This is a genomic window from Rossellomorea sp. FM04394 (genome assembly GCF_041889765.1).
In the GTDB taxonomy this organism is placed as follows: Bacteria; Bacillota; Bacilli; order Bacillales; family Bacillaceae_B; genus Rossellomorea; species Rossellomorea aquimaris_B.
The window spans coordinates 3,925,298-3,946,053 of record NZ_CP168654.1; the positions used below are offsets into that span (position 1 = coordinate 3,925,298).

Genomic DNA, 20,756 nt, shown 5'->3' on the forward strand with positions numbered 1-20,756 from the left:
CTGAAATTTGTTACCGCTTACATTACTATTAAGTAAATTTGAACTATAAAAATTGACAAAGTCCGGTTCTGGAGCGGATGAACAGCTCTTGAACCGGACTTATGATTATTTATTAGTTAAATGGTGGTATTTCCGCTTTTTACAGGTACACTCCCACCCCTGGACCAAAAGGGATACCTAATAAAGCAAATGTCAGGAGTAATACAATCCAAACAGATAAGAAAGCAATCGTATAAGGGAGCATGAGTGATATCAAGGTTCCAAGACCCGCCTTTTTATCATATTCCTTCATAAAGGCAAGGATCACAATGATATACGGGTTCATCGGAGTGATGATGTTCGTCGATGAATCAGCAATCCGATAGGCAGCTTGTACGAACGCCGGGTTGTATCCAAGCGTCGCAAACATCGGGATAAAGATCGGTGCCTCCAATGCCCACTGAGCGGATCCACTGAAGATTAATAGATTCAATAATGCCGTCAACAGGACAAAACCGATGATGGCTGCGAGCCCTGTCATATTGATCGATTCCAGGAAGTTCGCTCCGCTGACCGCTACCCATGTCCCAAGATTCGTCCAATCAAAGTAAGCGATGAACTGTGCCGCCGCAAAAATCAGTACGATATAACCTCCCATGTCTTTCATGGCTTCTGTCATATATTTCGGTACGTCCCTGCTTGATTGAATTTTCTTCACGGTCACCCCGTAAGCAACCCCGATCACGATAAAGAAGAATAGCGTAATGGGAATGATACCGGATAAGAAGGTAGACGGAATCAGTCCACCATCTTCATTTCGCATCGGAGAGTTAGGCCATGCAATCGAAACGACTAACAGGACGATGAATGCTAATCCTGCGAGGGTTGCATTTCGAAGTCCCTTTCCTTCCAAAGGACTTTCTTCTTCTAATGTTTTGTCTACTTTCCCTTTGTATGTTCCTAAACGCGGTTCCACAATTTTTTCGGTTACGAGAGCTCCCACAACCGTAAGAAGAGCAACAGATGCAATCATGAAGTACCAGTTATCCACCGGTGTCACCGTCACTTCAAATGCTTTGGCAGCTTCTGTTGATATCCCTGCGAGTAGCGCATCGGTTCCGGTAATGATAAAGTTTGCCGTAAATCCTGCCCCTACTCCGGAGAATCCGGCAGCAAGTCCCGCCAGAGGATGTCTTCCCACCGTATAGAAAATCATGGCGGCAAGTGGAGGAATGATAACGAAGGCTGCGTCTGACGCCAGGTTCCCCATGATCCCTACCATAATGACAGCGTATGTAATCAATCCTTTTGGAGCGTTTAAAACTGTTTTCTTGATTGCCGTCTCTAGCAGTCCTACCTTTTCCGCAAGACCGATCCCGAGCATCATCGCCAGTACGAGGCCGAGTGGAGCGAAGCCGGTAAAGTTATCGAGCATGGAGGTCAGGATGTATTGAAGTCCCTCTCCAGAAACAAGGCTTTTGATCGCCAATTCTTCTCCATTTTTCGGGTGGATCACCGTCACACCCAGACTTGAAATGAACCAGGAAAACAAGATAATAAAGAAAGATAAGTACACAAACAACATGAATGGGTCAGGGAGTTTATTCCCTACCTTTTCAATCCCACCTAAAATTCGAAGGTATCCCTTCTCCTTTTGAGGTGTATTCGGCTCTAAATTAGGGTTTGTCATGAGGTCACTCCTTCAAGATATTGTTTTAAGGAATAATTCCTTTTTACTTCCGTTAATAAGTATTTCGATACTATTTGCATAAATCCTCTTTATTTTTTAATATTTATGAGAAAATTTTAAATTTACGGATTACTGCTTTAGACAAAAAAAATCCCCTGCTTGAACAGGGGATTTCATGTTCTCATTATTTAAGCTGGAAACGATACAACTTTCTCGGCCTGCCTCTCCCGCCGCTTTGTTCTTCCCCGCTGATTTCCACAATTCCGATCCGTTCCATTTCAGTAAGGATTCTGCGCCCGTTCCGTTCGGTGCTTTTTAACCAGCGGGACAGATCCTGGGACGTGATCTCCTCTTTGTCATAGTGACGGGATAGAGAAAGGATTTTTGAAACGATGGCCGAACTTACCGTAGCCTCTTTAAAGACTTCCTTCCATTCATTCCCCCAGTTGTTGAGAGAATAGGTAATGGACTCCGATGATGGAAGGATTTCGGTTACCGACTTATCTTCATTTACACTTACAACAATGGAGGATTCATGTTTCCTTGCATGCTGAAAAGCAAGACGCACATGGTGTTCAGCTTCCAGGACCGTGACCCCGAAACCGATCCCCACACGAATATCCAGCTCGGTATGGGCCTTTACTTCCAGAGTCAAGGTAGAAAAAATCGACTCCTTCTCATGAAGATCGAGCTCCCCTCTCGTAGTATAAACGAAGAATAATCCGTCCCCTAATTGCACCATGGAGCCATTGATCTTCTGGGCAATATCCAGGAGGTTCCGTTTTAAATCCAACTCTTGATGTTTCATTTTATAAGAGAAGTGTGACTCGTCCAGTGTCTGGGTGGAATAGATGACTTCGATTCCCACGATGGCAATCTGGGATTTCCGATATTTTCGGGATTGGGCCCTCTCTAACAAAAATTGCAAAATCATTCGAATGGATAAATTCGTCGGCACGACACGGTAACAAGGGATGCCTGCTTCCGCGAGACGTTTTTGGACACTTTGAATACACGTGATCGCCGTTTCAATTTCACCTTTTTTGTAAAGGGAACGGTGATAGTCCACAAGTTCATCGGGACTTCGATATCCTTCATATGGATAGCTTGAAATCATCAGCTGATCAAAGGAGTGGAATTGGACGGCTGTTTCAATTTCCTCCTTTGAAATCGTATCGATACTGATTTTATTCAATAGAGTCCGTTCTTTCATTTGTGCTTCCAGCAAGGCCCCGAAAAAGCTGGAGCCATGAAGGGGAGGAAAGCTTCCTTCCTTTTCCGTGATCCATCCTTTTTCAAGGGCGTAGTAGAAAGGGGATTGTCCTGAAAAGAACCATTGATCAACTAAGCCGCGGTTCTTATCAAGAATCCCTTCAATCTCGTCCACCCCATGATAGGGGAAATTTATGAGCTCGATATTGTCAAAATTAGCAGCCACATGATTGATCCGTTGTATCGAATCATCCGGGCCGATGACACCAATTTTTATCATCAACGATTATTCACCTGCTTCTTGCTGCAACACTTCAGCTAGAATCTCTACTCCTGCATGCAAGTCTTCTAGAGAGCTATACTCCTTCGGGTGATGGCTGATCCCTTTTTCACAAGGAATGAATACTAAAGCGGATGGCCATTTCACTGCCATGTTCATGACATCATGCCCTGCCCCGCTGTCCATTTCAAACGTTTTGTATCCCAGAGTTTCCCCCGCCCGCTTGACTCTGGCTGTCAGCTCTTCATCCAATAGAATAGAAGGATTATCTACAAGAGTTTCTATGTTGATTGTAACATTAAATTCATTCTCTAAGCTTCGGCACTTTTCAATTATTTTATCTGCCATGGTTCTCTTTAGGTCATCGTCGACGGAACGGATATCGATCCCTGCTTCTGCTTGGCCCGGAATGACGTTCATGACGTTCGGTCTTACGTTCATCGTGCTGACGGTTGCCACGAGTGGTTTTTGTGACTGATTTGAAAGCTTTTCCGCCTCTTGGGAAACGAACGTTATAAGGGGTGCAAGAGCCGCCAGAGCGTCCTTTCGTTTCCCCATTGGAGTCGTCCCCGTATGGCCCGCCATCCCTTCCACCTTCACCTTCAATCGGATGGGGCAGGCCACACCCCGGACGATCCCGAATTGAGCGCCGTGATCTTCAATCTGGGTCCCCTGTTCAATATGCAGTTCGATGAAAGAGAGAATTTCGTCCTTGGTGCGTTCAGCTTTTTCAATGGATGACCAGTCTAACCCCGTTGATTCCACTGCGTCTTTAATGCTGACCCCGTGGCGGTCCCTTACGTTTTCTATTGATTTATCAAGAATCCCTGCCACACTTTTGCTTCCCAGTGTAGAAACACCGAATCGGGCTGATTCTTCTGAAGCAAAGCACACTACTTCAATCGGGTTATGAGGTTTAAAACCACGTTCTTTTAAAGCTTTCACGGCTCCAAGGCTGCAGAGTACGCCCGCTGCCCCGTCGTATCCACCTCCATTTTCAACCGTATCGAGATGAGATCCAGTCATGACAACATGATCGGTCTTCCCTCCCCACCTGGCAAAAAGGTTTCCAGCCTGATCCCTGCGTACGGATAACCCCAACGTTTCTGCTACATCCCTAAACACACTCATGGAGGCAGTCTCTTCCTCGGAATATCCTAATCTCGTAAATCCATCGGGCTGTTCCATCGTTTCAACCAGATTTAAAGCTTCTAGAGTTGTACTCAACCATTCTTTCAACTCGTAACCTCCTCTTTTTGTCGGGATAATTTCAAAATAAGACGTGCGAAGGCATCCACCGCCACTTTTAATACTCCTTCATCAAAATCAAATTGTTGATGATGATGTCCGTTTTCCAATGAGGTTCCAAATACCATGAAGGTTGCGCTGCCACCCTGATTTTGGACTTCATTTATCATATAGGTCACATCCTCTGAAGCCTTTAACGGTATATCATCGAGAATTTCAGATATAAATGGACTTTCTTCTCCCACTTCCTTTAACCACTGAATCCATTCAGGGTTACATGCAGCTTCAACCGTCTTGCCAACCACATCGATACCGGTTTCCACACCATAAAGGTCTCCCGATGCTTGAAGGATCCGCAGGGCTTCTTTCAGCATGTACTGATTGATGGCAGTCGTTTCCCCCCTTGTTTCCATTTCGAGATGAGCTTCATCGGCTATGATGTTTCGGCCTCCACCCCCTTGAAGCTTCCCGACATTGACCCTGGTCGCCCCTTCAGAGTGTCGCGGGATATTATAGAGGTGAAGGCTTGCAGCGGCAGCAGCCAATAAGGCATTCTTCCCTTTTTCAGGCTCGAGACCCGCGTGTGCAGTCTTTCCTTTATAAGTGACGTTTATTTTGGAGGAAGCGAGAAATGAATGAGTCGTAGCGTACACTCGTCCAAGCTTCGTATCCCGGATTCCGATATGTCCGCTTGCAAAATAATCGACATGCTCAAGCCAGCCTTTTTTCACCATGGCCTTTGCTCCCCGCCCACCCTCTTCAGCAGGCTGGAAGAGGAGAGTGAACCTTCCGCTTAGCTTATCTTTGTAAGCTGACAGGAAATTGGCCACTCCCAATCCGATGGCAGCATGACCGTCATGACCGCAGGCATGCATGACGCCTTCATTTTGGGAACGAAAGCCTTCTCTCATTGGCAGGTGGTGATCAGGATCATTCGCTTCTTTTATGGGCAGGGCATCGATATCGAATCGGAACGCCATATGAGGACCGGGCTTTCCTGTATCGAAAGTGGCAGCCAATCCTGTATGACCTCCTTTCATTTTGTCGAGCCAGCTCTTTTCTACGCCTTCTTTTATGGCACGTTCTTCTTGTTTGGTTAAATAGTTGGGTGAGGGAACCCCCATTCGTTCCGTGGACTCCAGTGCATCTTTCCCAAGGTGAACGGTGAAGCCGAGGTTGATTAATTCTTTTCCTATCAGGTAGGTGGTGGCATATTCAGTGAATCCAAGTTCCGGATTCTGATGAAAGGTCCGTCTGAAGGCAGTAAGAGACGGTGATATTACATTGATAAAATGTTCAACACTTCTCATCTTTAAAGACTCCTTTTTTCAAGCTTTTTCAAGGCATCCAGTGCAAGCTGGGCCATCACTTCAACCCCTTTAGGCAATGCACTTTCATTTAATTTAAATCTCGGATCATGGAGTGGGAATTGCTGTTCTGTATCCTTCACAGATGTTCCCAGCCAGTAGAAGGCACCTGGATATTTCTTCAGAAAACGGGAGAAATCCTCTCCTCCAAGAGACGGTGAGACCACTGGTGCAGCTTCTTCCCCAAGTACTTTTTGGGCAGAGTTACGCACTTCATCCGCCCATTGAGGTGTGTTGACCGTCGCGGGATATCCATCTAAATAGTCGATCGTCATATGAGCCCCGAAGCTTTTTCCGACACCCTCAATGATGGAGTGGAAACGACCTTTCACCATTTCTTTCACTTCCGGCTTGAAGGTTCGAATGGTCCCCTCAAGCTTGACTTCATCGGCAATAACATTGTAACGGTAGCCTCCTTCGATTTTTCCGATGGTGAGGACGGCTGAATCAATGGGATCCGTATTTCGGCTCACGATCGTTTGAAGCTGGGTGATGAGGTTGTTGGCAATAATGATGGCGTCATTGGACTGATGAGGCATGCTCGCATGTCCGCCGGAACCTTTGACGGTAATCTTGAAGCGGTCTGAAGCTCCCATGATTTCATAAGGTCGCACACCGACTTCCCCGACAGGCAGATCCGGCCACACATGCTGTCCGAAAATGAGGTCCGGAGTATATTCATTGAATACTCCATCGTCCATCATTTGCTGAGAACCTCCTACAGGGGCATTCTCCTCCGCCGGTTGGAAGACAAGAAGGATCGTTCCTGCTATTTCCTCCTTCAGTTGATTCAGTACTTTTCCTGCACCAACAAGCATGGCAGTATGGGCATCGTGACCACAGGCATGCATGGTGTTTTGAATGGTGGATTTGTAGGCTAGATCATTTTCCTCCTGGATCGGCAGTGCATCGATATCGGCTCTCAGCGCAACCGTGCCCCCAGGTTTTTCTCCTTTAATGATGCCAAGCACTCCAGTTTTGGCATAGCCCGTTTTAAAAGGGATGCCTGCCTCGGACAATTTTTTCTGAATCGTTTTCGATGTTTCGAATTCCTCTCCGCTCACCTCAGGATGTCGGTGGAGGTGTCTGCGTAATTCAATGACTTCATTCTCTACTGATTGGACAAGCTGCTTTAACTTCATGAAAAATCTCCTTTTTCGGTCGATTGATTATTTAAGGAAAAGTTCCTTAATAATACCGTTAATAGATATATTCGATATAAAGTTGAAAAATCCTATGTGGATGAGGAAGTTTTTTATAAAGAATAGGGACGGACCTCCGCATTTTGCGAAAAGCCCGTCCCTATCGTATTTTTCTATTTTTGCTTTGAGTTGTAGGTCCGTCCCTCAACTTAGTCCTTCAACTAATTTACCAAATGTAGGTCTAAGGACCTGATTCCAAATATAACCATGAAATATCTTGCCATGATTCATTTATGTATGTAATATATATATTGCATATTGTAATATATATATTGCATTCAACTTAATAAGGGAGGTTCTATGAACAATAAGGTGAAAGTAGCAAGGATTGAGAAGAATATGACTCAAGAGGAGTTATCCAAACAAATTAAGGTTACAAGACAAACGATTGGACTCATTGAAAAGGGAAAATATAACCCCAGCCTTCAACTGTGCATATCAATCGCTAAAGCATTAGATAAAACATTGGATGAATTATTTTGGGAGGAGGAACAACATTAATGAAATCCTGGCTATCGATTTTCTTACCAAAGGATGAATATAAGGAGAAAAGAGTATTGTATTTCCTTGCCGAGTCCGCCGTCATTTTACTAGCAATATCATTCATTTTTTTAGCCGTAAAACGCTTCTATCCTATTAACCAAATAAGTGATGAGATCGTTGTGGCATCCCTGTCCGGCTTAGTGGTTATATATACCATTATCCGTTATATGGTTTCTGGCATTGAATATTCAAATGTATTTAACAAGACCGAATATAAAAAAGAAGTAAGAAGTATTGTTTTTCAATCATTAAAGTTTGCAATAATATTTTGCGTCATTTATTTACTCTTTACGGGAATCCCCGAAGCCAATGAAGGTTGGGTAGACCTATTAGGGTTATCTTTCCTTATCTGGACGTTTATGTTCTTATTAAATTATTTCTCTCTTAAACATTCATATAAAAAGAATTGTGAATTAGAGGAAGATAATAAATGGTAGTAATTGAGTTACACTCTCTAAGAGGTATAAAGTTTTAACACACCTCTTAGAGAGTAATGAACCAAGCTTATTTACACTTTATTCCATACCATGCCAGACTTGCGGCAAAACCGATGACTCCACCTTTGATGGCATTTTTCCCGACTACTTTTGCAAGTTCGATTGCCACTTGCTGCCAAGCTTTTCGTTCAATCAGCTTCCATAATCCACCACTGATGAAGCCTATACCCGTCGCATCAATAATCTTGTCTCCGACGCATTCTGACCAAGAACTTCTCTGTATAGTCATCTTTTTATCATTCTTAAATTCTGCAGGTGCAGGAACTCCAATTAAATCTGCTTCTGTTAACTCTTCTCCATTAACAAGTTTAACGAAGGCTGCAATCGAAGCCACATTCTCTTCTCCAAATTTTTCAGCAATTAAATGCTCGTCCATTATGTAGGTTCCATCTTGTAAACTAGTAGCTTCTTCAAAGAGATATTGCATATCATCTGCCAATCTATCAATATCCGCTTCTTGTTCTATAAAAGAATTCGTTGTAACTAATTTTGAAGATACCACTCCAGCTGCGGATGCACTTGTAAAAGTGGCTGAAATCCCCCCTGCTAATACAACCGTGGATAAAGCACCCATTAAATACTTTCTTGTTTTCATTTTTGTCCTCTCCCTTGTAATTATCTTTAACACAAGGAAGATATTAACATATCCTTCTTGCAAAAAGGTTCGTTTTACTGAAAACAGTAATTTTTGACTAATATTGTAATCTATCATTACTTTATTACTATTAACACATAGTTACTAATATTTTTGAGGGACGGACCTCTAAAATGATTAAAAGTACGATGTCATCACTTCCTTTTTTCAAGTTGACATCCTAGATGTCCGTCCCTCTTCCATTTTCCACTCCCACCCTTTACACTTAAAGAAAATATTATGATAAAGGATGGTTGGATGAGTGGTTTTGTTGAAAGGGTCGTACCTTATTTCTTGAGTGAAGATCCATTTGTTCAGAGATATGCGATAGAAATGCTGGAGGGGACTTATTTAGGTGATGGGAATACCGCCAAAACAATCATTGCAGATAATCTATGCCGCCATTTATCAACAATGGCCATCCCCAAGATAGAAGGTTTAATTGAAGCCGGGTATGAAGATGGGCTGCTTTGTTTAGAGGAATCACTATATGTCAATTGCGTCATGAATGGCATCCAACATCCTAAACTTCCAGAATGGAGACACTTTCTGGAGATAATGGAACTTGAAATGTTGAATGAGCCACCTGCTCTAATAACGCAACCCGTCATAAACGACGAAAAAGTAGGGCGCAATGACCCTTGCCCATGCGGCAGCGGAAAGAAATATAAAAAGTGCTGCCTATAAAATGAGGGACGGACCTCCGCATTCTGCGGAAGCCCGTCCCTTTCACATTCTTATACTAAATTTCCTGATTGGAGGACCGTCCCTCTAATCCAATTGGAGGTCCGTCCCCCTACTCCACTCTACTCCATCCACTCAGGCTTACCAAAGCCTTTGAATTCTTCGTCGATCACTTTTTCGAATCCGTCTGCTTCTACGACTGCTTTGATGTCTTTCGCCAATTGTGAATCAAGGTGCTTCGTATTTACAACCACTCGGTTACGATACTGATCAGGCATGTTCTCCAGCTGAAGTGCATCAAGTAAGTCCATCTTGGCAGCCAGGGCGTAGTTCCCTGGAACCGCTGATAAGTCTACACTTTCTACAGCCCGTGGAAGCTGAGCCGCTTCAATCGGTTTGAACTGCAAATTTTTCACGTTTTCCGCAATGTCTTTTTCTGATACAGTCAACGGATCCGTGTCAGGCTTTAAGGTAATCAATTTCGCATCTTCTAAAATCTGAAATGCGCGTGCTGCGTTCGTCGGGTCGTTTGGAATGGCAATGGCGCTGCCTTCTTTGATATCTTCAATCGAATCAAACTTATCCGAGTAGATTCCCATCGGAGCGGTAGGTACGACAATCACTTCGGATAATTCCATGTTATGCTGTTTCGCAAAGGTTTCCATGTAGATTTTATGCTGGAAAAGGTTCGCATCCAGATCTCCCTGGGCCAGTGCATTGTTCGGCTGGATGTAATCACTGAACTCCTTCACTTCAACCGTGTATCCTTTTTCTTCAAGACCGGGCTTGATCGCTTTTGTCACCATATCACTGTATGGTCCGGATGTCGCTCCGATGGTCACTTCTTTTTTATCTTCCGAGCTTGCCTCGTCCCCTCCGCAAGCTGCAAGAATGATCATCGTTACCGTTAATGCCACTAATAAAATCCACTTTTTCACTTGTTGTTCCCCCTAGAGTAGTTATCGTTTATCGACTAATCGTGCAAACACATCACCCGTATACTGGATGAGTTGAACCAAACAAATTAAAATGACGACGGTCGTGATCATCACGGTATTGTCATATCGGTAGTAACCAAAGCGAATCGCCAGGTCCCCGACTCCGCCTCCACCGACGATGCCGGCCATGGCTGAATAGGCAACTAAACTGATCGTTGTAATCGTGATCGCCTGAATCACCGCTGGACGGGCTTCCGGTAACAGCACGTCCTTGATGATCATCCAAGGGCTTGCCCCCACTGAAACCGAAGCTTCAATGACACCTTTATCAATTTCACGCAATGATGTTTCTACCATTCTCGCAAAAAACGGAATTCCCGCAACAGAGAGTGATACCGATGCTGCCGTCGGTCCAATCGTGGTACCGGTCAATAGTTTGGTTAATGGTAATAGTGCGACCAATAAAATGATGAACGGAACCGACCGCACCATATTGACGACAAACCCAACGACCTTTTTGATCAAACTATTTTGCAAAAATAAGCCTTTGTCTGTTACGAAAAGAAGGATCCCGAGGGGCAATCCCACTAAAATCGCAACTCCAAGTGAAATCCCCACCATATACACCGTTTCAAAAAAAGCTTTATTCAATTCTGGTAAAATCGCAGTCAATGAATCAGGCAGCATTCTCAAGCACCTCCAAGCTTTGCGTCTTCAGCGTGATGAACCGGATCGCGGCTTCGATTTCTTCATGGGACCCGATCAGTTCCATGATGAATATCCCCAGGGGAACTTCCTGGATATATTCGATCTTGCCGTGAAGGATGTTGCCTCTCACTTTGTATTTCTGGAACACTTCTGAAACGACGCTTTCCTCTGCGATCGACCCTTTGAATTGGATTTTGATCAGCTTACCTTTCCTTGATTCCACAAGGTGTGGCGGGAGTTCAAATTGAAGAATCGTTTCGATGAATTGCTTCGTTAAAGGCTGCTTAGGTTCTGCAAACAAGTCGTATACCGGACCTTCCTCCACGATTTTCCCATCCTGCATCACGGCCATCCGGTCGCAGATTTCCTTCACCACTTCCATTTCGTGGGTGATGAGCACGATCGTCAACCCTAGTTCTTTATTAATCTTTTTTAAGAGTTGCAAGATTGATTTGGTCGTATTCGGATCCAGTGCCGATGTCGCTTCGTCGCAAAGTAAAACCGATGGGTTGTTCGCCAGGGCCCTTGCAATCCCGACTCTTTGCTTTTGTCCTCCGCTGAGCTGGGCCGGATAAGCGTCCGCTTTGTCCGATAGACCGACCATCTCCAGGAGCTCAACGACTCTGGGTTTGATGTTCCCTTTCGGTACACGTGCCGCTTTCAAGGCAAAAGCCAGATTGTCAAACACCGTTTTTGATTTGATCAGGTGAAAATGTTGAAAGATCATGCTCGTTTTCTGGCGGGCTAACCTTAGTTGTTTGGAGGTGAGCTTCGTAAAATCCTGTCCATCAATGATGATTTCACCCGATGTCGGGGTTTCAAGTAGATTCAAGCAGCGAATGAGTGAGCTCTTACCCGCTCCGCTGTATCCGACGATCCCGAAGATTTCACCCTTTTCAATTGTTACTGAAACGTTATCGACACCGACCACGGTTTGCTTTTTTGTTTTGTAGGTTTTAACTAGATTTCGAATCTCGATCAATGTGCACACCCCTTTTTTTATCCAATAAAAAAATGCCTCTTTCAACTGAAAGAAGCATCGCCTGTTTATCTCGACTTATCTCTCAGAATGAAATCATTCTGCAGGAATTAGCACCGTTCCAATACTGGAGGTTGCCGGACGTCGTAGGGCCTGATCCCTCGGTCACTCTGGATAATTGAAAGTATGTAATTTTCTAATTTTTTAATCTTATAGAGGATAATACTGGGTATGTGAATGGAAGTCAATAGGGAATTTTGCAGTTGTTCTTATGTAAGCGTTATTTATATTGATGCACTGGGATAGGGATTTTTTTAGGGGGAGCGGATATGGGTTTAATCTGGGGGGTCATCCGTTTTTTTACAGTCGATAATAAAAGAGCGAAAGTCGATAATAAACCTTCTCTCATCCTAACAATCCATATATTTCACATGAAATTCAGATCAAATCCTTCCTAACACCATCTCAAAGACTCAAAAACCATATATACTATCCAAAAACCTTCCCTTCCACCCCTAAATCGGACAAATCTCCATTACCAATAGAAAAAGGCACTGCCTTCTAGAGCAGCACCCCGATCATTTGTCATAACAACTCGCACCAACTTGTAATCTCTCAATCAACCAAATTAAAACGTCCACTCCTTAATCCCCGTCAACACATCCAACTCCCTCAACCTCTGCTCACAATAAGACGAATTCCCTTTCAAGTATGTATCAACATACGCCGGATGACACATAATCTCAAGCGTCTCACCTTCCTCACTGCTGTCCAATATCCTCTTTAATCCTTCAACCGACACTCCGTCACCATAAAAGTCCATCGAGAAACGGTCGGTTAACACATTCATTCCATCAAATCCATCACAGGGCACATTCCGGACCGGAACCCCAAAGCGCTCCGACAACCTCTTCACCACAGGGATCAAAGGCCGAAAGCTATGAACATGGTGATGACTGTCAATATGGGAAAGGGGCAAGCCGAATGATAGAAATTTATCCACCTGAGCCTCCCACTCCATCTCAACCTCATCCACATTGATTTCTTTTTCTTCAAAAATCCTGCTGGTGTAACGGAAATAGCCCCTCTCATCCAGCAGAGATGATACTCCACCTGAAACCGGTCTTCCGCATGTCAGCGTTAAATGGATCCCAACCTGTAATTCCGGATAAAGACGTGCTAATTCCACCGCGTGCAAAGTCCCCGGCATATTGACCAGCATCGTTGTTGAGTTGACGATTCCAAACCGGTGACTATCAACGATTCCGTAGTTCACCCCCCGGCATAAACCAAAATCATCTGCGTTGACGATCACATTCCTCATAATCCCCCATCCCCTTTTCTCTAATAGGTTCTTTCTACAAGAAAGCTCGCTTTATCTCCCCTGAAAATCGCTTTGGAAAATTCGATCACCGATCCATCCTCTACATAAGCCGTCGTCTCAATCATAAAGCAAGGCGTCCCCTCTGGTACCTCAAGCTTTTCTGCCACTCGTTCATCTGCTAAAAATAATTCAATCGTTTCGACGGTCTTTTTAATTTTTATCTCAAACTGTGTTTCCAGGAGCTTGTAAAGTGATCTTTCACATTCGTCTTTATCCAGCCCGGGCGTCTTGTACCAGGGCAGATAGGCCACCTCATATTGCAGGGGCAGCCCGTCTGAATAACGAATTCTCTCTAACCGATTGACGGGATCTCCGTTCTTCAACTCCAGCGCTTTTTCCACTGTTGATTCTGCCGGGATGACATTCATGCTCAGTACCTTGATCTTAGGTTTTTTACCTTGTAATCGCAGTTGCTCTGTGTAATTGTCGATCGTCGATGACAGGATCTGACTGACTTTCTGTTCTGCGACAAAGGTTCCTCTTCCTTGCTCGCGATACACGTATCCTTCAAGTGTCAGCTGTTGGAGCGCCGTCCGGATCGTCGTACGGCTGACGTTGAACTTTTCGCAAAACTCCGCCTCTGTCGGCAGTTTAGTATTCGGTGCGTATTCTTTATTTTTAATCATGTGGATGATTTCTTCTTTTACATGCGAATGCAGGGCCTTTGCTTCTTGTGTCTCTTTCATTTTGTTTCTCCCTTCCACTTTCTTCCTATATTTGTTATAACACATCCACGTTCAATTCTCTATTCCTATTCATTTTATCATAAAAATAATTTGTTATTACAATTAAATAAAAAACAGTCATATAATTTATATTTGTCATTACAATATATAGACGAGCGAAAATTTGTATGATACATTATAAAAAACAGAAATCGCTTTCAAAATGAAGGGAGATCGACAGAATGTCATTAAAGGTGGTCATAATCGGAGGCGGATCAAGCTATACACCAGAAATTATCGAGGGATTCATCCATCGGTACGAATCTTTTCCTATCACGAACATCACGCTTGTAGATATCGAAGCAGGAAAGGAGAAGCTTGAAATCATCGGGCAGCTTGCTCGTCGAATGATCCAAAAAGCAGGTGTGCCGATTGAATTGGAATGGACTCTTAACCGGCGCACTGCCTTGATCGGCGCTGACTTTGTGACAACACAAATCAGGGTGGGCGGCCTCTTAGCCAGGGAAAAAGATGAACGTATTCCGTTAAGTCATGGCGTCATCGGTCAGGAAACCAATGGAGCAGGCGGTATATTCAAGGCCTTGCGTACCATTCCGGTCCTGATGGAAATTTGTCATGACATCCAGCAGATTTGTCCCCATGCATGGCTCATTAATTTCACCAACCCTGCAGGCATTGTAACAGAAGCCCTGCTTAAATACAGCCCTCACAAAAAAGTCATCGGGGTATGTAACATCCCTATCAATATGAAAAACAGTGTGGCTGAGATGATGAATTGTACTGCAAATGAAGTACAAATTGAGTTTGTAGGGATGAATCATTTTGTATTTGGAAAAAGGGTTTGGGTCAACGCTCAGGATGTCACAGATCAGGTTCTGCAAAAACTGATCCATCAAGAAGTGGATTACTCACCGGCCAACATCGTCTCCCTCGGATGGTCGAAGGAATTTATACAGGCCATCGGCATGCTTCCCAATCCTTATCATCAATACTACTTCCGACGGGACTCTGTGTTGGAAAAGGACCTTCAAGCTTATAGAGAAAACGGTACACGGGCAGAGGTTGTTCGAAAAGTTGAAAAAGAGCTTTTCTTACAATATATGAAAGAAGAGTTGAACGAAAAACCAAAAGAATTGGAAAATCGAGGAGGTGCCTACTACAGTGATGCTGCCTGCAGCCTCATGACGAGCATTTACAACAACTCAGGGGACATCCAAACCGTCAACACACTGAACAATGGATCCATACCTGACCTGCCAAACGACGCTGTCATCGAAATAAACGCCGTCATTACGAGGGACGGACCTCGGCCAATCGCCATCGGACCGCTTCCACCCTCAGTCAAAGGGATCATCCAACAGATGAAAGCGTTCGAAGAGCTCGTCATTCAGGCAGCAATGTCAGGTGAGTACAATCATGTCTTTCAGGCCATGGTGATGAATCCGCTAGTAGAGAACGAAGGGGTAGCAAGACAACTAGTCGATGAATTATTGGAAGCTCACAAAGAGTTTTTACCGCAATTCAATTAATCTAGTAAATGGGGGAAAGAGAAATGAGTAAAGTAATGGGGTTTATGGAAAGCAAGTTTATGCCGATTGCAGGACGAATCGGGTCACAACGGCATCTCGTCGCCATCCGTGATGGATTCGTTTCGATCATGCCACTGATCATCGTCGGATCTTTGGCTGTCTTATTAAATAATCTGCCGATCGATGCCTTTCAAAATTTTATGGCCTCTGTGTTCGGCGAAAGCTGGAAATCCGTCGGGGGCAATATGTGGAATGGATCATTTGCCATCCTCGGACTGCTGGTCGCTGCATCCATCAGTTATCATTTAGCCAAGTCTTATCATATCGATGGGTTATCTGCAGCATTGGTATCGATCGCTTCACTCATCATCCTCACGCCGGTAACAGAAGACTGGGGGATTTCCTACGCGTGGACCGGAGCACAAGGGATATTCGTCGCCGTCATCACGTCCCTCCTTGTCACAGAATTATTCAAAGTGTTGATTCGTTCTAAGTTTACGATCAGTATGCCGGACGGTGTACCTGAAGGGGTCGTGAAATCATTTAAAGCCCTGATCCCGGCTACGATCATCTTGATTCTTGTTGGTCTTATTCAAGCTCTCTTAACTTCCTTTGCAGAAAAAAGCATCTTTGAAATCGTGTTCACTGTGGTTCAGGAACCACTGCAAGCTGTATCCAACTCACTGCCATCAGCCATAGTTGTAGCCTTCTTAAATCATTTCCTTTGGTTCTTCGGCTTACACGGCACAAACATTTTAGGTCCGATCATCGAACCGATCTATCTACCGTTAATTGAGAAAAATCAGCAGCTCTTTGCAGACGGGATGAGTGCCTTCGACGTTCCTTACATTGTGACTAAACCATTCTTCGATGCGTACGTGTACATGGGTGGATCCGGTACGACGATCGCCTTGATCATCGCCATCTTCCTTGTAGTGAAAACGAAGCATTATCGCACAGTAGGAAAATTATCTGCAGCGCCTGGGGTTTTCAATATCAATGAGCCGGTCATCTTTGGGTTGCCGATTGTGTTGAACCCGCTTATGTTTATCCCGTTTTTACTGGTACCTGTCGTATTGACGGTCACATCTTACCTGGCACTGAGCTTAGGAATCGTACCTAAAACCGTCGCGATTGTTCCTTGGACGACACCACCGATCATCAGTGGCTACCTGGTAACGGGGGGATCCTGGAGTGGAATCGTGCTTCAACTCGTGAACCTGACGATCGCCACACTCATGTACATTCCATTCCTGCTCGCATCTGAACGTGCCCAATTAAAGAAAACAACTGAAACGAGTGATAAAATCGCATGAATGCAAATCTGACTTTAGAAGAGATATCTTTTCATATCATATTACATGCTGGAAACGCACGGTCTTCCGCCATGGAAGCCCTCCAAGCCGCCAAGAAGAAACAATTCGAAACAGCAGAGAAAAAAATGGCTGAAGCAGAGAAAGAAGTACATCAAGCTCACCACTATCAAACGCAGTTACTTCAAAAAGAAGCAAGTGGTGAAAACCAGAATCCTACGATTCTATTGATTCACGCCCAGGATCATCTCATGAATGCCATCACCGTGAAAGAACTGGCACAGGAAATCATCGAAATCCATCAAAACAAGTAAGGAGTGCTTCATATGAATATCATGCTGGTATGCTCGGCAGGCATGTCAACGAGTATGTTAGTCCAAAAAATGAGGAAGGCCGCTGAAGAAAAAGGCCTTGAAGCCACGATTAATGCTACATCCGAAGCTGACTTAAGCAATCATTTAGATAAACTGGACGTCATCCTGATCGGACCTCAAGTCCGCTATCTATCTTCTAAAATCATTGAAAAGGCAGAGCCTTATCAGATTAAGGTGGATGTCATCGATGGGATGCACTATGGGATGATGAATGGTGCGAAGGTATTGGAGCAGGCTGAAGGGCTGTTGGGGTAATAATCGTTTCATGATTGAGAGTGACCTGTAACAGGTTACTCTTTTTCATATTGAGGAACATGAAGAAAGTGCCCTCCTTTACAGGAGGACACTTCCAATCGATTACATCACTTCATAATCCGTCACATTACGCTCTACCACCCGGGCTCCCTCAACACTCACGAATGCCCCGTTTGAACTTCCGAATACATTGGTTGCGATCAGGTTATCCATCGCTGCTTTCACCGCCACAGTATCGATCGGCTCGATGGGATCATTGATGGATAGTTTAGCTGGCTTCCCCGTTTCAGTTTGGAATTCCAATTCTAATACTTTTGCCATCCTGTCTCCTCCTTTCTATTAAGTTATTGTTCATCATTATTCGTTAATATCAAAGCTTTGTACCTTCTCGATGTTATACAATCCTTTTGAAGAAAGACTAGCCAGCGATAAAGCCGCACTGTTCATCTCATCCGCTGTTGCCAGTGCATTGATGTAGCTGTACGATTTGTACACAAACTTAGGATTCCCTTTCTCGTCCAAGCCATCATTGTAAGCAAGTCTTATCCTCGTCGATTTCAAATCCGCAGTTGCCATGTGCCTCACCTCCCTTCACCCTTTATATAGGGGATAGGGAAAGGAAGGGACACCCCGTGTGTAAAAAAAGAGGGACGGACCTCCATTCCTAGTACCAGCTCCTAGGAATAGAGGTCCGTCCCTCGTTCTTAATAAAGTTTTCCTTGCCTGTATAGAACCGTGCATAGTTTCATGACGGAGTGGATGTAGCAGTTTTGGCGTAATGGGAATGGGTCGCCGAAGAATAGGGGCAGGACGGTGTCCAGGGTTGATTTCATTTTGTCGTAGAGGAGGTTGAATACTTCTTCCTCAGTATAGAATTGGGTTTCCCGTCCTTGCAGCCATTCGAAGTAGGAGACGATGACCCCGCCGGCATTCGCGAGGATATCGGGGATGATGATGACGCCCTGATCACTTAAATACGTATCCGCTTCTGTCGTAATCGGGGCATTGGCTCCTTCCACGATGATTCTTGCTTTCACTTTTTCCACATTGTCCTTGCGAACCTGATCCTCTAATGCCGCTAACACCAGAACGTCTACGTCTAAAAACAGAACCTCATCACGGTCACGGATTTCAGCATTCACACCGATTTCCTTCAACTGTTCTTTCCCGGTCGGCAGATCTCCTCTATTCTTCATCGTAAACTCGACCAGAGCCGGGATATCCAGCCCATCCGAGTTGAACAGCGTGACATTCCGGTCACTCACCGCCACCACTTTATTCTGTAAATGGGTGGATTGATGGGCTTCAAGCGCCGCCACCGAGCCGACATTCCCGAACCCTTGCACAGCAATCGTCAACGCACGATCTTCAAAATCAAGGGCCGTTTTCGCAAAGACATTATCCGTCTTCGTCAATAGACTCTTCTGATCCCTCACAAAATCATGAACAAGATAACGGAATGTAAAGTAAACGCCTTTTCCAGTCGCCTCTCTCCGTCCCAACGATCCGCCGTTCACAACACTCTTCCCCGTAAAGCTCCCTCTATAAGGCATTCCCGGCCGGATGCTCTTATACTCCGCCATCATCCAGTCCATTTCACGTTCCCCCGATCCCATATCAGGGGCAGGGATATCTTTATCGGGCCCGAGGACATCGCTGAAATATTGGACATACTTTCTCGAAATCAGATGAAGCTCCTTCTCGGAATACTCCCGGGGATTCAGGATGATCCCGCCCTTTCCCCCACCGAATGGCACATCATGAAGGGCATTCTTCAACGTCATCAAAGAAGCCAGATTCACGACTTCTTCCTCATTCACCGTCTCGTGAAAACGGATCCCTCCCTTATACGGCCCCAGGGCATTATTATGCTGAACGCGGAATGCAGGGATACGGACCACCTTTTCGTCTTCAAGGGGAATCCTCAAGTACGACTTATGTACATGATTGGGCGTCGATAGAATCGAAGTCAGAGACGTAAACGCTTTCTTCCTCGTCTCACCTTTTACTTCCGGTAAAAAAGATCCGTCCTCTAATAGTGCATCCAATGACTTTTGAACAATATCTCTCGTTTGGCTGATCAAATCGGGTCCCTCCTATAAATGTAAGAAAATAGTGGCATCTACTATATTGTTACCCTTCCATTCCTGGTTAAAAACGACTATTCATAAACTCCCATATCGAATCTCTCCCGACATCAAAAAGACCGCACCCTATCCAAAAGGTGCGGTCTTCAACAGATGGTATTCAATAACTGCTTTTTCTGATCACAAGATCGGATGAAACAAACACTTGATGCGTCACCTTCTGCTTTTGCTCCAATCTTTTCATCATGAAGTCAACAGCCGTTTCCCCCATGATTTCGGTTTGGACTTTGACAGAACTAAGTGGCGGATATACATACTTGGCGACGCTGATATCATTGACGCCGATGATATTCACCCGGTCGGGTACATTGATCCCCTCTTCATGAAGGGCACGCAGGGCACCGATGGCAAGGGAATCATTGCCGCAGAAGAAGGCCGTCGGCAGATTTACACCGTGTTCCGCGATGGCCTTTTTCATTAAATCGAAGCCGTCGTCAACGGTAAAGGAACCGACATACATGGCGGATTCTGACAGCATCCCTTTTTCACCGAGATAAGTCTTGAAGGTAGCCTCCCTGGAATCTGGAATGTATGCTCCTCCATTTTCTTTAAACGTCTCCCGGCCCCCGATATAGCCAATTTCGGAGTGTCCTTTTTCGATAAAATAATTCAACACTTTTTTCGTGGCAATGGAGAAATCAGTGAGTACAGAATCAAAATCCTCACCCTCTGGACTGAAGTCGACGAATACGATGTTCTCCGTTATACTGTGGAGCTCCTGTACCTGTTTCGGACTGAACTTCCCGATCGCTACCACGCCATCGTATTCTTCTTTCTTCATTTCCTCGAAATCATTTTGAAAGTACTTCACCAGATTCAGCCCGTATTGCTGACAGCGCTGCTCGGCACCAAGGCGGATCGACATATAATACAGATCGTCCAATTCCTCTTTTTCCGTGTACCAGTTAAAAATCGCGATGCTGGATTCCACTGATTTCCGCGGTGATTTCTTTTTCTTATATTCCAATTCCTCGGCAATTTCAAAGATCTTTTGTTTTGTCTTATCTGGTACAGATAAACTTTTGTCGTAATTCAGTACCCTTGAAACCGTCGAGATCGAGACACCCGCCTTTAACGCAATATCTTTAATCGTTGCCATTTTTAAAT

At 44.6% G+C, this 20,756-nt stretch carries 22 protein-coding genes and 1 riboswitch; of the genes, 7 read left to right on the forward strand and 15 right to left on the reverse strand.

Going from position 1 to position 20,756, the window contains the following annotated elements; translation table 11 throughout:
* Positions 1 to 139: 139 nt before the first annotated feature.
* From ACCB35_RS19750 to ACCB35_RS19770, 5 genes are all read right to left on the reverse strand, one after another.
* Positions 140 to 1,669, reverse strand: a complete 1,530-nt coding sequence (locus ACCB35_RS19750; protein ID WP_374054980.1) for an AbgT family transporter — start codon at positions 1,667 to 1,669, stop codon at positions 140 to 142.
* 184 nt (positions 1,670 to 1,853) lie between these two features.
* Entirely contained in the window at positions 1,854 to 3,161 is a 1,308-nt protein-coding gene (locus ACCB35_RS19755) for a hypothetical protein (protein WP_374057081.1), read from the reverse strand.
* Between the two features lie 6 nt (positions 3,162 to 3,167).
* Positions 3,168 to 4,400 (reverse strand): M20 family metallo-hydrolase, encoded by a 1,233-nt coding sequence (locus ACCB35_RS19760; protein WP_374054981.1) that lies wholly within the window; start codon positions 4,398 to 4,400, stop codon positions 3,168 to 3,170.
* Positions 4,397 to 5,719 (reverse strand): amidohydrolase, encoded by a 1,323-nt coding sequence (locus ACCB35_RS19765; protein ID WP_374054982.1) that lies wholly within the window; start codon positions 5,717 to 5,719, stop codon positions 4,397 to 4,399. The genes ACCB35_RS19760 and ACCB35_RS19765 overlap by 4 nt, the downstream gene beginning before the upstream one ends.
* A 2-nt stretch (positions 5,720 to 5,721) precedes the next feature.
* Positions 5,722 to 6,918, reverse strand: coding sequence for a M20 family metallopeptidase (locus tag ACCB35_RS19770; RefSeq protein ID WP_374054983.1), 1,197 nt, complete (start codon positions 6,916 to 6,918; stop codon positions 5,722 to 5,724).
* Positions 6,919 to 7,278: 360 nt separating this feature from the next.
* Between ACCB35_RS19770 and ACCB35_RS19775 the strand changes: the two genes are divergently transcribed.
* Both ACCB35_RS19775 and ACCB35_RS19780 read left to right on the forward strand, forming a co-directional pair.
* Positions 7,279 to 7,479, forward strand: a complete 201-nt coding sequence (locus ACCB35_RS19775) for a helix-turn-helix transcriptional regulator (protein WP_374054984.1) — start codon at positions 7,279 to 7,281, stop codon at positions 7,477 to 7,479.
* Positions 7,479 to 7,958 (forward strand): DUF3278 domain-containing protein, encoded by a 480-nt coding sequence (locus ACCB35_RS19780; RefSeq protein ID WP_374054985.1) that lies wholly within the window; start codon positions 7,479 to 7,481, stop codon positions 7,956 to 7,958. The genes ACCB35_RS19775 and ACCB35_RS19780 overlap by 1 nt, the downstream gene beginning before the upstream one ends.
* Before the next feature lie 67 nt (positions 7,959 to 8,025).
* On the opposite strand, the gene ACCB35_RS19785 is transcribed toward ACCB35_RS19780, so the two are convergent.
* Positions 8,026 to 8,613 carry a hypothetical protein gene (locus tag ACCB35_RS19785; RefSeq protein WP_374054986.1) on the reverse strand — a complete coding sequence of 196 codons (588 nt, stop codon included), beginning with the start codon at positions 8,611 to 8,613 and terminating at the stop codon, positions 8,026 to 8,028.
* 297 nt (positions 8,614 to 8,910) lie between these two features.
* Between ACCB35_RS19785 and ACCB35_RS19790 the strand changes: the two genes are divergently transcribed.
* Complete coding sequence (locus ACCB35_RS19790; RefSeq protein ID WP_374054987.1) at positions 8,911 to 9,339, forward strand: SEC-C metal-binding domain-containing protein; 429 nt, start codon at positions 8,911 to 8,913, stop codon at positions 9,337 to 9,339.
* A gap of 119 nt (positions 9,340 to 9,458) precedes the next feature.
* On the opposite strand, the gene ACCB35_RS19795 is transcribed toward ACCB35_RS19790, so the two are convergent.
* The 5 genes from ACCB35_RS19795 to ACCB35_RS19815 form a co-directional block, all read right to left on the reverse strand.
* Positions 9,459 to 10,235: a MetQ/NlpA family ABC transporter substrate-binding protein gene (locus ACCB35_RS19795; protein ID WP_374057082.1), complete on the reverse strand. Its 777-nt coding sequence runs from the start codon at positions 10,233 to 10,235 to the stop codon at positions 9,459 to 9,461.
* Between the two features lie 60 nt (positions 10,236 to 10,295).
* Positions 10,296 to 10,961: a methionine ABC transporter permease gene (locus ACCB35_RS19800; protein WP_044338425.1), complete on the reverse strand. Its 666-nt coding sequence runs from the start codon at positions 10,959 to 10,961 to the stop codon at positions 10,296 to 10,298.
* Positions 10,951 to 11,964, reverse strand: coding sequence for a methionine ABC transporter ATP-binding protein (locus ACCB35_RS19805; RefSeq protein WP_374054988.1), 1,014 nt, complete (start codon positions 11,962 to 11,964; stop codon positions 10,951 to 10,953). Before ACCB35_RS19805 ends, ACCB35_RS19800 begins: the two co-directional genes overlap by 11 nt.
* Positions 11,965 to 12,036: 72 nt before the next feature.
* Positions 12,037 to 12,142: riboswitch (SAM riboswitch) on the reverse strand.
* Positions 12,143 to 12,589: 447 nt separating this feature from the next.
* Positions 12,590 to 13,285 carry a chitin disaccharide deacetylase gene (gene chbG, locus ACCB35_RS19810; RefSeq protein ID WP_374054989.1) on the reverse strand — a complete coding sequence of 232 codons (696 nt, stop codon included), beginning with the start codon at positions 13,283 to 13,285 and terminating at the stop codon, positions 12,590 to 12,592.
* A 20-nt stretch (positions 13,286 to 13,305) separates the two neighbouring features.
* The gene (locus ACCB35_RS19815) at positions 13,306 to 14,031 is read right to left on the reverse strand and encodes a GntR family transcriptional regulator (protein WP_374054990.1); all 726 of its coding nucleotides are present in this window, start codon (positions 14,029 to 14,031) and stop codon (positions 13,306 to 13,308) included.
* Positions 14,032 to 14,252: 221 nt separating this feature from the next.
* On the opposite strand from ACCB35_RS19815, the gene ACCB35_RS19820 reads away from it, so the two are divergent.
* Genes ACCB35_RS19820 through ACCB35_RS19835 form a run of 4 tightly spaced genes read left to right on the forward strand, consistent with a single transcriptional unit; the run spans position 14,253 to position 17,502 of the window.
* Complete coding sequence (locus ACCB35_RS19820) at positions 14,253 to 15,560, forward strand: 6-phospho-beta-glucosidase (RefSeq protein ID WP_374054991.1); 1,308 nt, start codon at positions 14,253 to 14,255, stop codon at positions 15,558 to 15,560.
* Between the two features lie 23 nt (positions 15,561 to 15,583).
* Entirely contained in the window at positions 15,584 to 16,876 is a 1,293-nt protein-coding gene (gene celB / locus ACCB35_RS19825; RefSeq protein ID WP_374054992.1) for a PTS cellobiose transporter subunit IIC, read from the forward strand.
* A complete protein-coding gene (locus ACCB35_RS19830; RefSeq protein ID WP_374054993.1) occupies positions 16,873 to 17,187 on the forward strand; it encodes a PTS lactose/cellobiose transporter subunit IIA in 315 nt (104 codons plus the stop codon). The genes celB and ACCB35_RS19830 overlap by 4 nt, the downstream gene beginning before the upstream one ends.
* Positions 17,188 to 17,199: 12 nt before the next feature.
* Entirely contained in the window at positions 17,200 to 17,502 is a 303-nt protein-coding gene (locus tag ACCB35_RS19835; protein WP_044338431.1) for a PTS sugar transporter subunit IIB, read from the forward strand.
* Between the two features lie 102 nt (positions 17,503 to 17,604).
* Here the strand turns inward: ACCB35_RS19835 and ACCB35_RS19840 are convergent, their stop codons facing one another.
* The 4 genes from ACCB35_RS19840 to ACCB35_RS19855 form a co-directional block, all read right to left on the reverse strand.
* The gene (locus ACCB35_RS19840; RefSeq protein ID WP_374054994.1) at positions 17,605 to 17,823 is read right to left on the reverse strand and encodes a DUF2922 domain-containing protein; all 219 of its coding nucleotides are present in this window, start codon (positions 17,821 to 17,823) and stop codon (positions 17,605 to 17,607) included.
* A 36-nt stretch (positions 17,824 to 17,859) separates the two neighbouring features.
* Complete coding sequence (locus ACCB35_RS19845; RefSeq protein ID WP_044338433.1) at positions 17,860 to 18,078, reverse strand: DUF1659 domain-containing protein; 219 nt, start codon at positions 18,076 to 18,078, stop codon at positions 17,860 to 17,862.
* Positions 18,079 to 18,206: 128 nt separating this feature from the next.
* Complete coding sequence (locus tag ACCB35_RS19850) at positions 18,207 to 19,586, reverse strand: Glu/Leu/Phe/Val dehydrogenase (RefSeq protein ID WP_374054995.1); 1,380 nt, start codon at positions 19,584 to 19,586, stop codon at positions 18,207 to 18,209.
* A gap of 163 nt (positions 19,587 to 19,749) precedes the next feature.
* The gene (locus ACCB35_RS19855; protein WP_374054996.1) at positions 19,750 to 20,748 is read right to left on the reverse strand and encodes a LacI family DNA-binding transcriptional regulator; all 999 of its coding nucleotides are present in this window, start codon (positions 20,746 to 20,748) and stop codon (positions 19,750 to 19,752) included.
* Positions 20,749 to 20,756 lie beyond the last annotated feature (8 nt).

Coding starts and splice junctions, on each gene's coding strand:
- ACCB35_RS19815 (WP_374054990.1), bottom strand. CDS start 14,031: ATGAAAGAGACACAAGAAGCAAAGGCCCTGCATTCGCATGTAAAAGAA.
- ACCB35_RS19840 (WP_374054994.1), bottom strand. CDS start 17,823: ATGGCAAAAGTATTAGAATTGGAATTCCAAACTGAAACGGGGAAGCCA.
- chbG (WP_374054989.1), bottom strand. CDS start 13,285: ATGAGGAATGTGATCGTCAACGCAGATGATTTTGGTTTATGCCGGGGG.
- celB (WP_374054992.1), top strand. CDS start 15,584: ATGAGTAAAGTAATGGGGTTTATGGAAAGCAAGTTTATGCCGATTGCA.
- ACCB35_RS19775 (WP_374054984.1), top strand. CDS start 7,279: ATGAACAATAAGGTGAAAGTAGCAAGGATTGAGAAGAATATGACTCAA.
- ACCB35_RS19795 (WP_374057082.1), bottom strand. CDS start 10,235: ATGATCATTCTTGCAGCTTGCGGAGGGGACGAGGCAAGCTCGGAAGAT.
- ACCB35_RS19855 (WP_374054996.1), bottom strand. CDS start 20,748: ATGGCAACGATTAAAGATATTGCGTTAAAGGCGGGTGTCTCGATCTCG.
- ACCB35_RS19845 (WP_044338433.1), bottom strand. CDS start 18,078: ATGGCAACTGCGGATTTGAAATCGACGAGGATAAGACTTGCTTACAAT.
- ACCB35_RS19785 (WP_374054986.1), bottom strand. CDS start 8,613: ATGAAAACAAGAAAGTATTTAATGGGTGCTTTATCCACGGTTGTATTA.
- ACCB35_RS19780 (WP_374054985.1), top strand. CDS start 7,479: ATGAAATCCTGGCTATCGATTTTCTTACCAAAGGATGAATATAAGGAG.
- ACCB35_RS19820 (WP_374054991.1), top strand. CDS start 14,253: ATGTCATTAAAGGTGGTCATAATCGGAGGCGGATCAAGCTATACACCA.
- ACCB35_RS19770 (WP_374054983.1), bottom strand. CDS start 6,918: ATGAAGTTAAAGCAGCTTGTCCAATCAGTAGAGAATGAAGTCATTGAA.
- ACCB35_RS19790 (WP_374054987.1), top strand. CDS start 8,911: ATGAGTGGTTTTGTTGAAAGGGTCGTACCTTATTTCTTGAGTGAAGAT.
- ACCB35_RS19755 (WP_374057081.1), bottom strand. CDS start 3,161: ATGATAAAAATTGGTGTCATCGGCCCGGATGATTCGATACAACGGATC.
- ACCB35_RS19765 (WP_374054982.1), bottom strand. CDS start 5,719: ATGAGAAGTGTTGAACATTTTATCAATGTAATATCACCGTCTCTTACT.
- ACCB35_RS19835 (WP_044338431.1), top strand. CDS start 17,200: ATGAATATCATGCTGGTATGCTCGGCAGGCATGTCAACGAGTATGTTA.
- ACCB35_RS19750 (WP_374054980.1), bottom strand. CDS start 1,669: ATGACAAACCCTAATTTAGAGCCGAATACACCTCAAAAGGAGAAGGGA.
- ACCB35_RS19830 (WP_374054993.1), top strand. CDS start 16,873: ATGAATGCAAATCTGACTTTAGAAGAGATATCTTTTCATATCATATTA.
- ACCB35_RS19800 (WP_044338425.1), bottom strand. CDS start 10,961: ATGCTGCCTGATTCATTGACTGCGATTTTACCAGAATTGAATAAAGCT.